The organism is Tessaracoccus yangjingae (genome assembly GCF_055326235.1).
Genome location: NZ_JBUZNN010000001.1, coordinates 196459 through 211807, shown reverse-complemented (window position 1 = coordinate 211807; position 15349 = coordinate 196459). Strand labels below are relative to the sequence as shown.

16 protein-coding genes are annotated in these 15349 nt (G+C 71.3%); 4 read left to right on the top strand and 12 right to left on the bottom strand.

Going from position 1 to position 15349, the window contains the following annotated elements; all coding sequences use genetic code 11:
• Positions 1–77: 77 nt before the first annotated feature.
• From pstC to pstB, 3 genes are read left to right on the top strand one after another with little or no spacing between them, the layout of a single operon-like run.
• Positions 78–1085 (top strand): phosphate ABC transporter permease subunit PstC, encoded by a 1008-nt coding sequence (gene pstC / locus ACZK5D_RS00975; protein WP_458994724.1) that lies wholly within the window; start codon positions 78–80, stop codon positions 1083–1085.
• Positions 1085–2149: a phosphate ABC transporter permease PstA gene (pstA, locus tag ACZK5D_RS00970; RefSeq protein ID WP_463663947.1), complete on the top strand. Its 1065-nt coding sequence runs from the start codon at positions 1085–1087 to the stop codon at positions 2147–2149. The genes pstC and pstA overlap by 1 nt, the downstream gene beginning before the upstream one ends.
• 15 nt (positions 2150–2164) lie before the next feature.
• Complete coding sequence (pstB, locus tag ACZK5D_RS00965) at positions 2165–2944, top strand: phosphate ABC transporter ATP-binding protein PstB (RefSeq protein WP_458994726.1); 780 nt, start codon at positions 2165–2167, stop codon at positions 2942–2944.
• 67 nt (positions 2945–3011) lie between these two features.
• Here the strand turns inward: pstB and ACZK5D_RS00960 are convergent, their stop codons facing one another.
• From ACZK5D_RS00960 to ACZK5D_RS00950, 3 genes are read right to left on the bottom strand one after another with little or no spacing between them, the layout of a single operon-like run.
• Entirely contained in the window at positions 3012–3890 is an 879-nt protein-coding gene (locus ACZK5D_RS00960) for a ferredoxin family protein (RefSeq protein ID WP_463663946.1), read from the bottom strand.
• A 59-nt stretch (positions 3891–3949) separates the two neighbouring features.
• Positions 3950–5155 carry a glycoside hydrolase family 3 N-terminal domain-containing protein gene (locus ACZK5D_RS00955; RefSeq protein ID WP_463663945.1) on the bottom strand — a complete coding sequence of 402 codons (1206 nt, stop codon included), beginning with the start codon at positions 5153–5155 and terminating at the stop codon, positions 3950–3952.
• On the bottom strand, positions 5156–6562 hold the full coding sequence (locus ACZK5D_RS00950) for a mycothione reductase (RefSeq protein WP_463663944.1): 1407 nt from the start codon (positions 6560–6562) through the stop codon (positions 5156–5158). It abuts the gene before it with no gap.
• Positions 6563–6642: 80 nt separating this feature from the next.
• Between ACZK5D_RS00950 and ACZK5D_RS00945 the strand changes: the two genes are divergently transcribed.
• Positions 6643–7407, top strand: a complete 765-nt coding sequence (locus tag ACZK5D_RS00945) for an SDR family NAD(P)-dependent oxidoreductase (RefSeq protein WP_463663943.1) — start codon at positions 6643–6645, stop codon at positions 7405–7407.
• 7 nt (positions 7408–7414) lie between these two features.
• Here ACZK5D_RS00945 and ACZK5D_RS00940 read toward each other — a convergent pair whose 3' ends face one another.
• The 9 genes from ACZK5D_RS00940 to ACZK5D_RS00900 are packed head-to-tail and all read right to left on the bottom strand — an operon-like array spanning position 7415 to position 15322.
• A complete protein-coding gene (locus tag ACZK5D_RS00940) occupies positions 7415–8869 on the bottom strand; it encodes a GerMN domain-containing protein (RefSeq protein WP_463663942.1) in 1455 nt (484 codons plus the stop codon).
• Between the two features lie 3 nt (positions 8870–8872).
• Entirely contained in the window at positions 8873–9784 is a 912-nt protein-coding gene (ccsB, locus tag ACZK5D_RS00935) for a c-type cytochrome biogenesis protein CcsB (protein WP_458994732.1), read from the bottom strand.
• Positions 9781–11370, bottom strand: coding sequence for a cytochrome c biogenesis protein ResB (resB, locus tag ACZK5D_RS00930; RefSeq protein ID WP_463663941.1), 1590 nt, complete (start codon positions 11368–11370; stop codon positions 9781–9783). The genes ccsB and resB overlap by 4 nt, the downstream gene beginning before the upstream one ends.
• Entirely contained in the window at positions 11340–12050 is a 711-nt protein-coding gene (locus ACZK5D_RS00925) for a cytochrome c biogenesis CcdA family protein (RefSeq protein WP_463664181.1), read from the bottom strand. Before ACZK5D_RS00925 ends, resB begins: the two co-directional genes overlap by 31 nt.
• A 41-nt stretch (positions 12051–12091) precedes the next feature.
• Entirely contained in the window at positions 12092–12643 is a 552-nt protein-coding gene (locus ACZK5D_RS00920) for a TlpA family protein disulfide reductase (RefSeq protein WP_458994734.1), read from the bottom strand.
• Complete coding sequence (locus ACZK5D_RS00915; protein WP_458994735.1) at positions 12640–13302, bottom strand: histidine phosphatase family protein; 663 nt, start codon at positions 13300–13302, stop codon at positions 12640–12642. Before ACZK5D_RS00915 ends, ACZK5D_RS00920 begins: the two co-directional genes overlap by 4 nt.
• Positions 13303–13306: 4 nt before the next feature.
• Positions 13307–14905: a uroporphyrinogen-III synthase gene (locus ACZK5D_RS00910; RefSeq protein WP_463663940.1), complete on the bottom strand. Its 1599-nt coding sequence runs from the start codon at positions 14903–14905 to the stop codon at positions 13307–13309.
• A gap of 16 nt (positions 14906–14921) precedes the next feature.
• On the bottom strand, positions 14922–15221 hold the full coding sequence (locus ACZK5D_RS00905) for a glutaredoxin family protein (RefSeq protein ID WP_463663939.1): 300 nt from the start codon (positions 15219–15221) through the stop codon (positions 14922–14924).
• Positions 15221–15322 carry a 30S ribosomal protein bS22 gene (locus ACZK5D_RS00900; protein ID WP_002550589.1) on the bottom strand — a complete coding sequence of 34 codons (102 nt, stop codon included), beginning with the start codon at positions 15320–15322 and terminating at the stop codon, positions 15221–15223. Before ACZK5D_RS00900 ends, ACZK5D_RS00905 begins: the two co-directional genes overlap by 1 nt.
• Positions 15323–15349: the final 27 nt, after the last annotated feature.

Sequence of the window (15349 nt, the reverse complement as noted above, 5' to 3'; positions counted from 1 at the left end):
CCCTCCCCTGAAGGAGGGCGCGACTGAACCGGGCTCAGGGCATCCGCCCGGCCTCCACCGGCACACCCAGGAGAACCATGTCGACGACCGACACGGAGGCGACGACACCGCCGCAGCCGACGGACCCGCTGCACCGTCAGGACGACGAGAGCCACGCCCTCAAGCACAGCAGCAGGCGGTTCGGGGACAAGCTCTACAAGGGCATCGCCACCGGCTCCGGCACCCTGATCCTGATCATCCTCGCGGCCGTCGCCACGTTCCTCGTCGGTCTCTCGCTGCCGGCGCTCACCGCCGATGCGGAGGAACTCCAGTACGGCGAGTTCTGGAGCTACGCGCTCCCCTTCGCCTTCGGCACCGTGTGGGCCGCCGCCCTGGCGATGGTGTTCGCCGTGCCGGTGGCCATCGGCATCGCGCTGTTCATCAGCCACTACGCCCCGCGGAGGCTCGCCCAGGGTCTCGGCTACATCATCGATCTCCTCGCGGCCGTGCCGTCGGTGGTGTTCGGCCTGTGGGGCATCAACACGCTCGCCCCGCTGATGCGTCCGCTGTTCGTGTGGCTCGCCGACAACCTCGGCGGGCTACCGGTGTTCGGTTGGTTCTTCGCCGGCCCGGTGTCGGGCACCGGCCGCACCATCCTCACCGCCGCCGTCGTGCTGGCGGTCATGGTGCTGCCGATCATCACCGCCATCTCGCGCGAGGTCTTCCTCCAGACCCCCCGCCTGCACGAGGAGGCGTCGCTCGCGCTGGGCGCCACACGTTGGGAGATGATCCGCCAGGCGGTGCTGCCGTTCGGCACCCCCGGCATCGTGTCCGCGTGCATGCTCGGCCTCGGCCGCGCGCTCGGCGAGACGATGGCGATCGCCATGGTGCTGTCCCCAGCGGCCGTCATCCACTTCCAGATGCTCACCTCCAGCAACCCCAACACCATCGCGGGCAACATCGCGCTGGCGTTCCCCGAGGCGTTCGGCCTGGGCATCAACCAGCTGATCGCCACGGGCCTGGTCCTGTTCGTGATCACGCTGGCCGTGAACATGACGGCGCGCTGGGTCCTGTCCCTGCGCAAGGACTTCTCGGGAGCCAACTGATGAGCGCCACCACCCTCGCCCCGCGCAGCAGCGAGCTGACCGCCGGCCAGCTCCCCCGCTTCACCGCCCTCGCCATGCTCGTCGTCGCCGCCGCGGTCACCGCCGGCGTGCTGTCCCTGTTCGGTGCGGCGAGCCTCGGCAGCGTCGCGATCGTCGGCGTGCTGATCTTCCTGGCCGCCATGTTCGCCCTCTCCTGGGCGGTCGAGGGCATGCGCAAGGCCAAGGACCGCAACGCCCGCTACATCGTCACCGGCGCCTTCCTGGTCGCCCTGCTGCCGCTGGTGTCGCTGATCTGGCAGACGGTGGCCAAGGGCCTCGAACGCATGGACGCCCAGTTCCTCACCTACTCGATGCGCAACGTCATCGGTGAGGGCGGAGGCGCCATCCACGCCATCTGGGGCACCCTCATCATCACCGGCATCGCTAGCCTCATCTCCGTGCCGATCGGCCTGTTCACCGCCATTTACCTCGTCGAGTACAGCGGGGGCAGCAGGCTGGCCTCCGCCATCCGGTTCTTCGTGGACGTCATGACGGGGATCCCGTCCATCGTGGCGGGCCTGTTCGCCTACACGGTCTTCAGCCTGCTCTTCGGCCCCGGCACCAACAACGGCCTCTCCGGCGCCGTCGCGCTGTCGGTCCTGATGATCCCGACGGTGGTGCGCTCCGTCGAGGAGATGCTGCGTCTCGTGCCCAACGAGCTGCGCGAGGCCTCCTACGCGCTGGGGGTGCCGAAGTGGCGCACCATCGCCAAGGTGGTCCTCCCGACGGCGCTGGCGGGCATCGTCACCGGCATCGTGCTGTCCATCGCGCGCGTCATCGGCGAGACGGCCCCGCTGCTGGTCACCGCCGGCATCACGGCCTCGATGAACATCAACCCGTTCTCGGATCCGATGGCCACGCTGCCGGTGTTCGTGTACTACCAGTACGTGACCCCGGGCATCCCGCAGGACCCGTTCTACGCCCGGGCGTGGGCAGGAGCGCTCACCCTCATTCTCATCGTCATGGGCCTCAACGCGATCGGTCGGCTCATCGCGTGGAAGTTCGCCCCCAAGTCCGGCCGCTGACCAGGAAGATCACACATGTCCAAGCGAATTGAGCTCAAGGATCTCGACATCTACTACGGCAAGTTCCACGCCGTGAAGTCGGTCAGCATGACCATCGAGCCCCGGGCCGTCACCGCCTTCATCGGTTCCTCCGGGTGCGGCAAGTCCACGGTGCTGCGCTCGATCAACCGCATGCACGAGGTCATCGACGGCGCCTACGTCGACGGACAGGTGCTCCTCGACGGCGTGGACCTCTACGACAAGGCCGTGGACCCGGTGCGCGTGCGCCGGCACATCGGCATGGTGTTCCAGCGCCCCAACCCGTTCCCCACCATGTCGATCCGCGAGAACATCCTGGCGGGGGTGCGGCTCAACAACGCCAAGTTGACCAGGTCCGAGTCGGACGCGCTGGTCGAGCAGTCGCTGCGCGGCGCCAACCTGTGGAACGAGGTCAAGGACCGCCTGGACAAGCCGGGCTCCGGGCTGTCCGGCGGTCAGCAGCAGCGTCTGTGCATCGCGCGCGCCATCGCCGTGTCCCCGGACGTGCTGCTCATGGACGAGCCCTGCTCCGCGCTGGATCCGATCTCGACGCTGGCCATCGAGGACCTGATCAAGGAGCTGAAGGAGACCTACACCGTCGTCATCGTCACGCACAACATGCAGCAGGCGGCGCGCGTGTCGGACTCGACGGCCTTCTTCAACCTCAAGGCGCACGGCCAGCCCGGCGAGCTGATCGAGTACGGCCCCACCGAAAAGATCTTCCACAACCCGGACCAGAAGGCGACGGAGGACTACATCACCGGCCGTTTCGGCTGATCCCCTCCCCCACCGCTTGGACGGCGGCGCCCCGCGGGGTGCCGCCGTTCGCTGCGTTGACAGACCGCTACAGCGGATCGACGGACCAGTAGGTGACCGGCTCGGCGGCCTTGCCGCAGCTGAGCGGCACCTCGTCGCCGGTGTCGATCCTGGTCACCCGTACATCGACGCGGGTCTGTCCGTGCCGGACCCGCACCAGGCCGTCGGCCTCCTCGCTCCCCAGGTCCTCGGCCCGGGCCGCGCCGAAGGCGCTCAGCGCCCACGCCTCGGCGGCCTGCCGCTCCGGCGGGAGATGGCTGCGGCCGCGGTCCTTCCGCGCCCCGCCGGGCCACAGCAGCCCCACGCCGGCGTCGCGGTGGGCGGCCGCGGCGTCGCCGGGCTCGACGCGGCCCAGCACCTGACCAGTGGGGAGCAGCAGGGTGGTGGGTGCGAACCTGTGCCCGCCGAGGTGCGAGCACTCCCAGAGCGCGTCCGGCCCCAGCTCGTCGGCGAGCGCGTCCAGGATGGGGCGTCCCTCCAGCGCGCAGCACCGGTCACGCTTGGCGTGCGTGCAGACCAGCAGCACCGGATCGGAGCCGGCTGAGTCGGGCCGCGGAGCCCCGGCGGCCCGCCAGAGCGTCACCCACGCCAGCAGCTCGGCGGCGTCGTCCACCTCGAAGCGGGCCACCCATCCGCCCTGGTCGAAGCCGCCGGAGAGCAGCACGGTGAGGGGCTCGTCGCCGACGGTGTTGCGGGATGCCTGGCGGATCAGGAGCAGCCGGCCCCCCATCGCCTCGACGAGGGCGTCGAGGCGGGACCCCACCCCCGGATCGACGGCCCGGGCGCTGGTGGCCGCCTTGGCCCCCCAGGGTCCGGGCGCCTCGAGACACAGCCAGAAGCCGGCGCGCGGGGCCGTGCCCCAGGCCGCGGGACCGGCCTCGGACCACAGCACAGAGCAACGCGACATGTCCGCCAGCCTAGCCCTCGCCGGGGCGCGCGCGGCCCGTCCGCCACGGCCGGGAGGGGTCAGGCGCAGTCGACGAGGCCCACCGAGGCCTTGAGCCGCAGGACCCGCTCGGCGGAGTCCAGGACCTGGCCGGCGAACGCCTCGTCCGACTCCGCCTCTGCCGCCGTGGCGTCGATCATGGCGGCCATCAGCGTCGGGTCCGCGTTGATGACGAGGTCTCCACCGGCCGCCAGGAACCGCACCCCGCGGTCCTCCGGCGCCACGCCGGCCACCGCCCGGGCCGCGCCCAGGTCATCGGCGATGACCACCCCGTCGAAGCCGAGGTCCGAGCGGAGGAGGTCGGTGATGACTGCGCGGCTGAACACGCCCTCCACGTCAGGGTCGATGAGGCTGAAGACGGCCGAGGACACCATGACGGAGCCGGCTCCGGCGTCGATCCCCGCCCGGAACGCGTCGAGCGAGGCGCTGTCGACGGTGGTGTCATGGTCGACGGCGGCGTCGAAGTCGGTGTTGGTGTCCACCTCGCCCAGGCCTGGGAAGTGCTTGAGTGAGGTGGCCACGCCCGCCTGGGTCATCCCTTCCACGAACTCGGTGAGGGAACGCGACACCGCGCCGGCGTCGTTGCCGTAGTTGCGCGACAACAGGCCGATCGGCGCGTTGCTGCCCTGCTTGGCCGCCGGCACCACGTCTGCCACCGGGGCCAGGTTGTAGTGGACGCCCGCAGCGCCGAGCTGCTCGCCCCAGCGGAGGCTGGCATCCCGGAGCTCGCCCGTCGCCATCTGTCCCTGCTCGGTGGCCGGCGGGATGCGGTCGAAGCCCTCGCCGCGCAGCCGCTGCACCTGCCCGCCCTCCTGGTCCACGGCGATCAACAGGGGCAGGTCCGCGGTGCCCAGGCTGCCCAGCTCCGCCGTCAGCTCCCGGACCGCGGCGACCCCAGAGGTGGTGTTGCCGAGCAGCACCACCGAGCCCACGCGGCCGAGCGTGATGGCCGAGCGTGTGGTCTCATCCAGGCCGACTGTGGAGACGCCCACCATGAAGAGCTGGCCCACCCTGGTGCGGTCGTCCAGGCCCTCGGCGAGGGACCGGCAGGTGGTCACGCTGGGTTCGGGCTCGACCGTGGGCGACGGAGGGATCGCCGAGGGACTCGCCTCCGCGATGCTGGCCGGCCCGGTGGCGGTGGCGCCCGGCGGCAGGATCGGCCCGGGCGCGCACCCGACGGCGAGAAGGGCCGCGGACGCGATCAGGACAGAGGTACGCTCCCCCATTCAGCGGTCCAGGTAGACGGGGTGGTGCGCGTCGACGAGCCCCAGCAGTGCGTTCTCCACCACCTCCGGGAGGGCGGGGTGGATCCAGTACTGGCCGCGCGCCATCTGCGTGACCGGGAGGCCGAAGGTCATCGCCTGGATCAGCGGCTGGATCAGCGTGGGCGCCTGCGGCCCGATGATGTGGGCGCCGAGCAGGTGCCAGCTGTGCGGGTCTGCGAGCAGCTTGACGAAGTGCCCCTCGTCCTCGAGCGCCCAGCCGTAGGCCACGTCCGCATAGCGCTGCCGGGCCACCACGTAGGGCACTCCCCACTCCCTCAGCTGCTCCTCGGTGGCGCCCACGCTGGCGAGTTGGGGATCGCTGAACACCGCGCTGGGGACATACCGGTGGTCCGTCTCGACAGGCTGGTCGGGATGGAGCAGGTTGTGCTGGACGGTGCGCATCTCGGCGTTCGCCACGTGCTTGAGCAGGTAGTCCGAGGACGCGTCCCCGATCGCCCAGACGCCCGGGACGTTCGTGGCCTGGCGGGCGTCGACCTGGATCTGTCCGCCGGCCCGGACGTTGATGCCGGCGGCCGGGAGGTCCAGCGCCTCCCAGTTGCGGACCCGCCCGACGGCCAGCAGCAGCGCGTCGGCGAAGTACTCGTACTCGACGCCGTTGCGGTCCCGCGTGATGACCGTGACCCCGCCGTCGTCCGAGCGCTCGAGCGAGCTGAGCTGCTGGTTGAGGCGCACGTGCACCCGCTTGGAGAGCAGCGCGGCGAAGTGCTCGGCCACCTCCCGGTCGTGGTGGCGCAGCAGCACGTCGGAGCGGTTGATGAGCGTGACCTCGGTGCCGAGCGCGGAGAAGATGTGCGCGAACTCGGCCGCGATGTATCCGCCGCCGACGATGACCAGGCGGCGGGGCCGCTCGTCGACGCGCATGATCGTGTCGGACGTGAATACCAGGCCCTCGACCTCCTCGAGGCCGGGAACCTCTACCGAGCGGGGGCGCGAGCCGGTGGCGATGACGATGTGGTCCGCGCTGATGGTGTCGTCGCCCACCTGGAGCGTCTTGGGCCCGACGAACCGGGCCTCCCCCTGGAACACGGTCACGTTGGACGAGCGACGCCTCCAGTCCAGGCCGCCGACGGAGATCGGGTCGATCCGGCCGAAGATCCGGTCCCTGATCGCCTTCCAGTCGGAGCCCCGGTACTGCAGGTCCACGCCGAGGCGCCTGGCCTCGGCGGGCGCGGCGGCGTGGTCCGCCGGCAGCACGAACATCTTCGTGGGGATGCAGCCGCGGTTGAGGCAGGTGCCGCCGAAGGTCTCGTCCCGCTCGATCAACGCCACGTTCCAGGTGGCGAACCGCTCGTCGATCAGCGAGTTCCCGGAGCCGGAACCGATCACCACCAGGTCAAAATGCTGCATGGCGCCATTGTTCCATGGACCGCGGCGCCGCCGACGTCGCGGCCGCGGGGGGGTCGGCGCGGGGCGCCTAAGCTGTGGCCATGAGCAGCAACACGTGGGCAGTGGTCACCGGCGCTTCGAGCGGCCTGGGCGTGGGCTACGCCCAGCGGCTGGCGTCCGAGGGAGTCAACGTGCTGCTGGTGGCCCGCCGCCGCGACCTCCTGGAGTCGGTCGCCGAGACGATCCGCAGCACGCACGGCGTGGAGGCGGAGGTGTGGCCGGCAGACCTCACCATCAGGGACGAGCGGTCGCGGCTGGCGGCCCGCATGGCGGAGCTCGACGTCAGCCACCTGGTCAACAACGCCGGCTTCGGCACGATGGGCCACTTCAAGGACGCGTCTCCTGACCGGGTGAGCGACGAGATGGAGCTCAACATGGTCGCGCTGACCGAGCTGACCCGCGCGGTCCTCCCGCACATGGTCAGCCGGGGGGCCGGCGCGATCGTCAACGTGGCCTCCACCGCGGCGTTCCAGCCCATCCCCACCATGGCCGTCTACGCGGCGTCGAAGGCGTACGTGATGCGGTTCACCATCGCGCTGTGGGAGGAGCTGTACTCGACGGGGGTCCGCGCCATCGTCATCTGCCCCGGCCCCACGGACACGGAGTTCTTCGCCAACGCCGGCGACGACGGGGTGATGAAGCGGCGCCGCACGATCGACCAGGTGGTCGAGACCACCTTCGCCGGCCTGAAGGCGCACCGTCCCATGGTGGTGGACGGCCCGGTGAACGCGCTCATGGCGGCCGCCACACGGCTCGTCCCCATGCACATGCAGGCCCGGGTCGCCCGGCTCGTGGCCACGAACTAGGGCGGTCTCAGCCCACCTGGATGGACTTGTTCTCCGAGGAGGTCGTCGGCGGGGTTCCCCCGGTGACGCTGGCGCGCACGTCGTAACTGCCGGGCTCGAGCGGCACGCTCACGGACCACACGCGCCAGCCCTCGGCGTTGAGGCCCGTCGACGTCTGCGCCGAGGTCTCGGCCACGACGACGTCGGTGTCGATGTCGGTGATGCGGACGATGGGCTCACCCACGTCCGGCTTCACGGTGCCGATGATCACCACCTGGCCGGCCGGGAGCTGCGCCGCGTTCTTGGGCGAGTCGATCCACAGGGCGGGCATCGGGGTCAGCCCCTCGCGGGTGAACCCGGTCTCGCTGATGAAGTCCGCCGGGGGCGGTCCGCCGTCGGACAGGAAAAGGACCCGCAGGTCGGGGTTGCCGATGATCTCCGACGCCGTGTAGACCACCTGGTTGCGCGCCTGCGCCGCCAGGGAGGCGGTGGTGAGGTCGGCGTAGGCCTCCGAGGAGAGGTCTACGGTGAGCGTGTCATCGGAGGTCTCGATGCCGTTGAGCGTGCCCGGCCCCCAGGCCGACTTGTAGTCCGGGTCCAGCGGGGCGAGCGAGAGCACCGCGTCCAACGCCCCCTGGACCAGATCGGTGGTGGCCGGGAGGTCGCGCAGTTCGCGGTACAACCGGCCGTCCTGCCTGCTCACGTAGTAGAGCGGGATGCCGCGCACCTGCGCAGGCAGCGACTTCGCGGCGATGATCGTCGGCGCCGCGGTGGGGCCCTGCGTGGCCGAATCCGGCGTGGCGGCCGTCGGGCGGGTCAGCGCGGCCAGCCCGAGGCCGGCCACGACCGCCACGACGGTGATGAGCGCCACCATCCGGGGCCTGAGGCTTCCGGACCGACGGGCGGTGAGGTTGAGCAGCTCCCCCTCCAGTGTCTCCGTGCCGGGGGCCTGGACCAGCCGGGCGGCCGAGCGCAGCGCGGCGGTCACCTCCTGGGAGAGCGACTCCAGGACCCCGGGGAGGCTCCCCGGCGTCGGCGCGCCCACCCGACGGCGCAGCGCCTCGAGCGCCACCTCGAGCCTCTGGTTGCAGCCTCTGACGGACATCCGCATGATGGCCGCCAGCTCGGGGCCGAAGACCGAGAGGTAGTGGCTGACGATGATCAGCTCGGCGGTGCGCGGCGGGAGGGAGGAGACCGCGGTCAGGATCTCCCTCTGGCGCGACTCCGGCACCTCAGGCATCGTGATGGCGGCCTGGGCGGGCCGCACGGCCCTGGCGAGGTGGACCACATGCTCGTGCAGGAACTCCACGCGCTCCGCCGGGTCGATCAGGCGATGGCCCCGCCGGTGCAGCGCGAGGAGCGCGCTGCGGACGATGCGGCCGGACTGCTCCTCAGCGCCGAGGAGCACGACCAGCCGGTGCAGGGTGCCCCCCTGCTCCTCGTACAGCCGGACCAGCCAGTCCGGCGCCTCCTCGGCTGCCACCGCTCAGATGCCCGCGTAGGAGTGGAGGCCGCTGAACAGCAGGTTGACGCCGATGAAGTTGAACCAGAAGGTCACCACGCCGACCAGCGCGATGATCGCGACGGGGCGGCCCCGCCACCCGGCAGTGGCCCGCGCGTGGAGGTAGGCCACGTAGACGATCCAGGTGATGAAGGACCAGGTCTCCTTGGGGTCCCAGTTCCAGAACCGGCCCCAGGCGTACTGCGCCCAGATGGCGCCGGCGGCGATGGTGAAGGTCCACAGCGGCACCGCGAACGCGTGGAGCCGGTAGGAGATGAGGTCCAGCGTCTTCGCGGGAGGGACCTTGGCCAGGTAGCCGTCGATCACGGTGCCGCGGGCCGCGGCGCGGCGCTCCGCCGAGTCACGGATCAGGAAGAGGGCGGCCGTGACGGCCCCGACGTTGAAGGCCGCGCCGGAGATGGCGGCCGCGACGATGTGGATGATGAACCACACGCTGTGGAGGGCCGGCACCAGAGGCGCCACCTCCACGTAGAACTCGGTCACGGCCAGGCCCAGGCCCACGGTGAACAGGAGGGTCAGGCCGAGGCCCAGCCACCGCATCCCGAATCTCGCCACGCCGACGAGGTAGATGATGGCGGCGAACGCCAGCGCCGACGTGATGAACTCGTACATGTTGCCCCACGGGGGGCGCTGGGCCGAGACGCCCCGCAGCACCACCCCGGCCACATGCACCACCGCCGAGACGAGGGTCGCGGCCACCGCGAGGCGGCCCCACAGGTCCACGCGGATCCGCTGCCTGTCCTCCGAGCCGTCGTCCGGCCGGACCGAGGCGAGCCCCCTGGCGGACGACCATTCCAGGGCATGCAGCCCGAAGGCCACGAGGTAGCCAACGGCCGCGACCACGATCGCGGTGTAGGACCATTCGGACAGCGTCACGTCTGGGGTCCCTCCTTCATCTCCTGGGCCGGCGCGCCCCCATTGTGCCCAGGAACCGCCACCGAGGCCAACAGCGCGGCAACCTCGTCGTCGAGTCCGGTGGCGGCGTCTGCCCTGTCGAGGCCCCCCGCGACGGCCTCACCGTCGGCGATCCTGACGAAGAGACGCCGCGGCCGCACGAAGAGGGAGACGCACAGCCCGGCGACGCCGAGCAACAGCGAGATCAGCGTCATGGTGTTGCCCGGGGTCTGGCTGACCTGCAGCTTCACCCACCTCTGGTAGCCGTCGAAGCTGATCGAGCCGAGCCCGTCCGGCAGGGTGAAGCCGGCGCCCGGCAGCATCCTGGCCCGCAGTACCTGGCCGTCGTCGCCCGGGACGGGCGTGAGGCCGGCCGTGTCGAGGGTGTAGACGCTGGAGGGTATCCCGGTCTCCTCCGCGGGCGGTCCCGACCACGCGTTGAGGTAGACCTCGGGGTTCAGCGCGTCCGGGAACACCGAGTGGGGGCCGGTCTCGTCCAGCACCGCCGTCGGGAAGAAGAACGCCTCGAAGGCGAGGCGGTCGGGGCGCGCGTCGGGGGCCTTGACGACGCCCACCGAGGAGAAGTTGCCGTCCTGGGGCAGGAATACCACGGGGCCGCTGTAGGCGACGTCGCCGTTGCCGTCGGTGACCGTGAAGAGGGGTGCGTAGCCGTGGCCGATGAGGTTGATCTGCGTGCCGCCGTCGGTGATCAGTGGCTCGTTGACGGTGAGCAGCGCCGCCCGCGTCCCGGCGGCGTCGGTGAGGGTCACGTCCGCGTCGAACTGGCGGGCCGCCCCGCGCTGCACCTCGCCGGTCTCGAACGAGGCGCGGAACTCGTCGATCCCGACGGCGAACGCCTCCAGGGAGTCCGTGTCGACGAGCGATCCGGAGGTGAAGTCGTCGTACTGCGTGATCACGTTGGCGAAGCCGCGGCCCTCGACGACGACGACGGTGCCGTGGAACCCCCAGAGGTTGGACCAGGCCATGCCGATCAGCATGGCGATCAGCGAGATGTGGAAGACGAGGTTGCCCGCCTCGCGGGCATAGCCCCGCTCGGCCGAGACGCCGTCGGCGGACCGCCGGGTCCGGTAGCGCCTGGACCGCAGCCACGCCTCCGCGGCGGCGAGCGGGTCTGCCTGAGCCCCGTCGACGGCGCCGCGGGCCACGGCCGGGAGCCGCTCGATGCGGGCGGGCAGGGGCGGCGGCGGCTTCCTGACGGCGCCCAGGTACTTGGAGATGCGGGGCAGGATGCAGCCGATGAGCGAGACGAACAGCAGCAGGTAGACCGCCGAGAAGGCGGGCGAGGTGTACACGTCGTAGAAGCCGAGCGGCTCGAAGATCGAGTCCCAGAACGGGTTGTCGCGCTTGAAGTCCAGCACCGAGATGGGCGAGATGCTCTGCTGCGGGATCATCGAGCCAGGCACCGTCGCGAGCGCCAGCAGGAAGAGCAGCATCAGGGCGGTGCGCATGGAGGTCAGCTGGCCCCAGGCCCAGCGCAGCAGCTGCATGGGGCCGAGCGCGCGCCCCGAGTCCGTCGTCACAGGATGGTCCCGTAGTCGGCGGCCCATTGGCGCAGCACCGCGATGAGGGCGTCCCACCACCCGATCACCATGGCCAGCCCCACCAGCATCATCGACACGCCGCCGATGCGCTGGAGCAGCAGCCCGTGGCGCTTCAGCCAGTCGAAGCGGGGCGCCAGCGCGGTGAACGCGACGGCGAACGCGAGGAACGGCAGGCCGAGTCCGAGGGCGTAGGCGAACGCGAGGATCCCCCCACGCGTCGCCGAGCCCTCGTTGAGGGCAAGCGTCAGCACCACGGACAGGGCCGGACCGATACAGGGCGTCCAGCCGAGCCCGAACACCATGCCGAGCAGGGGCGATGCCCAGACGCCGAGGCGGGGCGCGACGGCCGGGCGCCACCCGGACGGGACGGGCAGCCAGCCGGCGAAGCCGGCCCCCAGCACGAGGATGACGAGGCCCAGGACGACGGTGATGAGGCGCGCGTTGGTCAGCAGCGCCGCCCCGATGCCGCCGAGCAGCGCCCCGGTGAGCACGAACACCACGGAGAAGCCGAGGATGAATCCCAGCGTCCCGCCCACGAGCAGGCGCTTGGAGGCGCTGCCGTCGGTGATCTGCGCAGACCCGAGCCCCGACGCGTAGGACAGGTAGCCGGGCAGCAGGGGCAGCACGCAGGGCGAGAGGAACGACACCAGGCCGGCCAGCATCGCGACGGGGATGGCCACGAGCATGGAGGAGGTCAGGGCCTGCCCCGCCCAGGACTCGAGCAGGATCACGAGCCGGCCGCCACGTCGGAGACGATGCCGCTGAGCGTGGACGCGTCGACGGTGCCGAGCACCCGGGCGGCCACCCTGCCGTCGGCGTCGATCACGACGGTGCTGGGGATGGCCTTGGGCGGCAGCTGGCCGAAGCCCAGGAGCAGCCTGCCGTCGGGGTCGAAGATGCTGGGGTAGGTGAGGCCGAACGCCCGCTCGAACGCCTGCGCGGGGGCCACGTCGAGGTCCCTGGTGTTGACGCCGAGGAAGGCCACATCCTCGCCCAGCTCCCGGTGGGCCTCGACGAGCTCCGGGGCCTCTGCGCGGCAGGGGGCGCACCAGGAGCCCCACACGTTGACCACCACGATCCTCCCCGCGTGGTCCGCCGTCGAGACCTGGTCCCCGTTGAGGGCGGCGCCGCTGAGCGTGGGGGCCGGTTGGCGTTCGGCCGCCGGCACGATCGTGACGGTGCCGTCCCCGCCCTCGAACCCGACGCCGTCGGACCCTGCCTGCGCACCGCAGCCCGCCAGCAGCAGGAGTGATGCGGAGGCCGCGAGCAGCAGCCTCACGTGCCGACCTTGAACCGCCGGTTGCGAACGGCGGGAAGGAGATCGGCGACCGGCTCGGCGTAGTCCACGGCCGTCACCTGGCCGTCGCGCAGGGTGAAGCTGGTGACCGAACACAGGGTGCACTGGCGGCGGCGCGGGTCGTGGACCAGCGGCCGACCCTCCGCGTCGCTGCGGGCGATCCAGATGGGCAGCTGGTGGCTGACGACGAGCGCCTGCCCACCGGGGCCGGCGGCGGCGGCCGCGTCCTGGATGGCGGCACGCATCCTGGCCGCCACGTCCTTGTACGGCTCGCCCCAGCTGGGCTGCAGGGGGTTGCGCATGTGCCAGAACATCCGTGGGTCGCGCAGCGCCCGGTTGTCCTTCCCGAACACCATGCCCTCGAACCTGTTGTCAGCCTCGATCACCCGGTCGTCGGTGGTGATCTCGAGATCGGAGAACAGCGCGGCAGTGGGGGCCATCGTCTCCTGGGCCCGCTGCAACGGCGAGCAGCGGAGGTGGGTCAGCGGGACGTCCCGCCAGTAGGTGGCCATCCGCTGGGCCATCCGTTGCCCCAGCTCGGAGAGCCCGAAGCCGGGAAGCCGGCCGTAAAGGACACCGCCGGGGTTCTCCACCTGGCCGTGCCGCATGACGTGCACCTTCGTCGCCTCTGTCACGCTCATCACCCTAGTCTGCCGGGGCAACTGCCTTGCGGCGCTTCCGGCGCTTGCGCTGCGACGGCTTGGTCACGGGGAGGCCGGCGGCCACCTGGTCCGCCCTGCGGCGGTCCGCGAAGCGGGCGAGGGCCTCGGCCAGCGACTCGAAGGTGGGCGCGTCCGCGATGACGTCCACCCGAAGCCCGTGCATCTCGCAGGCGGCGGCCGTGGCCGGCCCGATGGCCGCGACCACGGTGGCCGGGTGCGGCTTGCCCGCGATGCCGATCATGTTGCGCACCGCCGTGGCGGAGGTGAACACGACGGCGTCGTACATGCCGGTCTTGATGTCGTCGCGGACCTCCGGGGGCGGCGGCGCGGCGCGGACCGTGCGGTACGCGGTGACCTCCTCCACCTCCCAGCCGAGGCGGCTGAGGCCCACGAGAAGGGGCTCGACCGACACGTCGGCGGACGGCACGAGCACGCGGTTGAGCGGGTCGATGAGGTCGTCGTAGGCGGGGAACTCGGTGGCGAGGGCCCCTGTGGTGTTCTCGACCACGGGCGTCAGGTCCGCGACGAGGCCCAGCCGCGCCAGCGCCTCGATGGTGCCGCGGCCCACGGCCGCCAGGCTGATCCCCGAGAGGGCCCGCGAGTCCAGCCCGTACTCGGTCAGCCGTTCGGCGATTGCGGCCACGGCGTGCGGGGAGGTCAGCACCAGCCACAGGTAGCGCCCGTCGACGAGGCCGCGGACGGCCTTCTCCATGCCCTGCTCCGTGCGCGGCGGCTCGATCGACATGGTGGCCACCAGCTCGGTGCCCGCCCCGTAGTGCGCCAGCTCCTCGATCAGGGAGCTCAGGTCGTCCTTGGTGCGCGGGGCGATGACCCGCCAGTCGAACAGCGGCTTGCCCTCGAACCAGGCGTAGCGCTGACGACGGACGTCCTCGATGCCCGGGCCGACGATGAAGTAGCACTCCGGGGCGTCGACGTCGTCGATCTCGCCCCAGGTGAGGACCTCGCTGACCTGGGAGGTGGTGCCGACGCCCACGAGGCTGAGGCACTGGCCGTCGCGGCCGTAGCGGATGGCGGCCTGGGCGGCCACCTCGCGCGCCAGGTTCCCTGCGGCGCGCACCACCAGGGTGTCCGCAGAGGGCCATGACTCGATGTCCGGCACGTGGACCTTGGCGTCCAACGCCGCGAACGCCGCCGTCGCGGACACCCCGCCGAAGGACAGGGCCGCGCTCCAGCGGTTGACCCCGGGCACCACGTTGGCCCGGATGCCGGCCTCGGTCAGCACATCGGGCAGCACACCGGCGGAGTCCGCGTCGGTGAAGTAGTCCCCCGAGTGCAGGCGGACCACGCGACGGCCACGGGCGACGGCGCCGAGGATCTCTGCCACCTCGTCGTCCCCGCCGGCGATCCTCACCTCGGCGTGCGCGGGGGCGAGGGCCCGGACCTGCTCGACGTCCGCCGTCGGGTCCACGATGAGGAGGTCCGCGAAGCGCATCGCCCGCGACCCTGAGAGCGTGAGGAGCCCGAGATCAGCCGGGCCGGACCCCACGAACGTGACGGACCCACCGGTCGGCTCGAACTCCGGCGGTGTGGCCGGTGAAGTCGGTTCCAGGGAGTCGGTCACTGCGATCTGTATCCGTTCAGGGCTGGTCGACGAGCGACGGGATCCAATCGGCTGGCATGTCCCGGGGGGCCTGGCCGCTCAACGTCCCACGGAGCGCGCCGTCGTCGACGAACCAATAGCTGAGCAGCCGCTGGTCCACGAAGGTGACGGGCACGTGGTCGGTGAATCTGGCACGGAGGGTCTCGTCTGAGTCGACGTCCACCGTGCGCCAGTGCACCCCGAGGTCCTCGCAGGCGCTGCGCACGACCGCCTCGGCGTCCACGCAGAGGTGGCATCCGGAGCGGGTGAGCAGCAGTACCCGCGAGGGTGGTGCCACTACTTGCCGGCGCGACGACGCTGGATGCGCGTCTTCTTCAGCAGCTTGCGGTGCTTCTTCTTGGCCATACGCTTGCGACGCTTCTTGATGACAGAGCCCACTGTTCGCCTTTCCTAACCGGATGATCC

Coding starts and splice junctions, on each gene's coding strand:
- ACZK5D_RS00925 (WP_463664181.1), bottom strand. CDS start 12,050: ATGCTCGTGGCCATCCCCGTCGCGATGCTGGCCGGCCTGGTGTCGTTC.
- resB (WP_463663941.1), bottom strand. CDS start 11,370: ATGGGCCGCCGACTACGGGACCATCCTGTGACGACGGACTCGGGGCGC.
- ACZK5D_RS00950 (WP_463663944.1), bottom strand. CDS start 6,562: ATGCAGCATTTTGACCTGGTGGTGATCGGTTCCGGCTCCGGGAACTCG.
- ACZK5D_RS00960 (WP_463663946.1), bottom strand. CDS start 3,890: ATGTCGCGTTGCTCTGTGCTGTGGTCCGAGGCCGGTCCCGCGGCCTGG.
- pstA (WP_463663947.1), top strand. CDS start 1,085: ATGAGCGCCACCACCCTCGCCCCGCGCAGCAGCGAGCTGACCGCCGGC.
- ACZK5D_RS00945 (WP_463663943.1), top strand. CDS start 6,643: ATGAGCAGCAACACGTGGGCAGTGGTCACCGGCGCTTCGAGCGGCCTG.
- ACZK5D_RS00955 (WP_463663945.1), bottom strand. CDS start 5,155: ATGGGGGAGCGTACCTCTGTCCTGATCGCGTCCGCGGCCCTTCTCGCC.
- pstB (WP_458994726.1), top strand. CDS start 2,165: ATGTCCAAGCGAATTGAGCTCAAGGATCTCGACATCTACTACGGCAAG.
- pstC (WP_458994724.1), top strand. CDS start 78: ATGTCGACGACCGACACGGAGGCGACGACACCGCCGCAGCCGACGGAC.
- ACZK5D_RS00915 (WP_458994735.1), bottom strand. CDS start 13,302: ATGAGCGTGACAGAGGCGACGAAGGTGCACGTCATGCGGCACGGCCAG.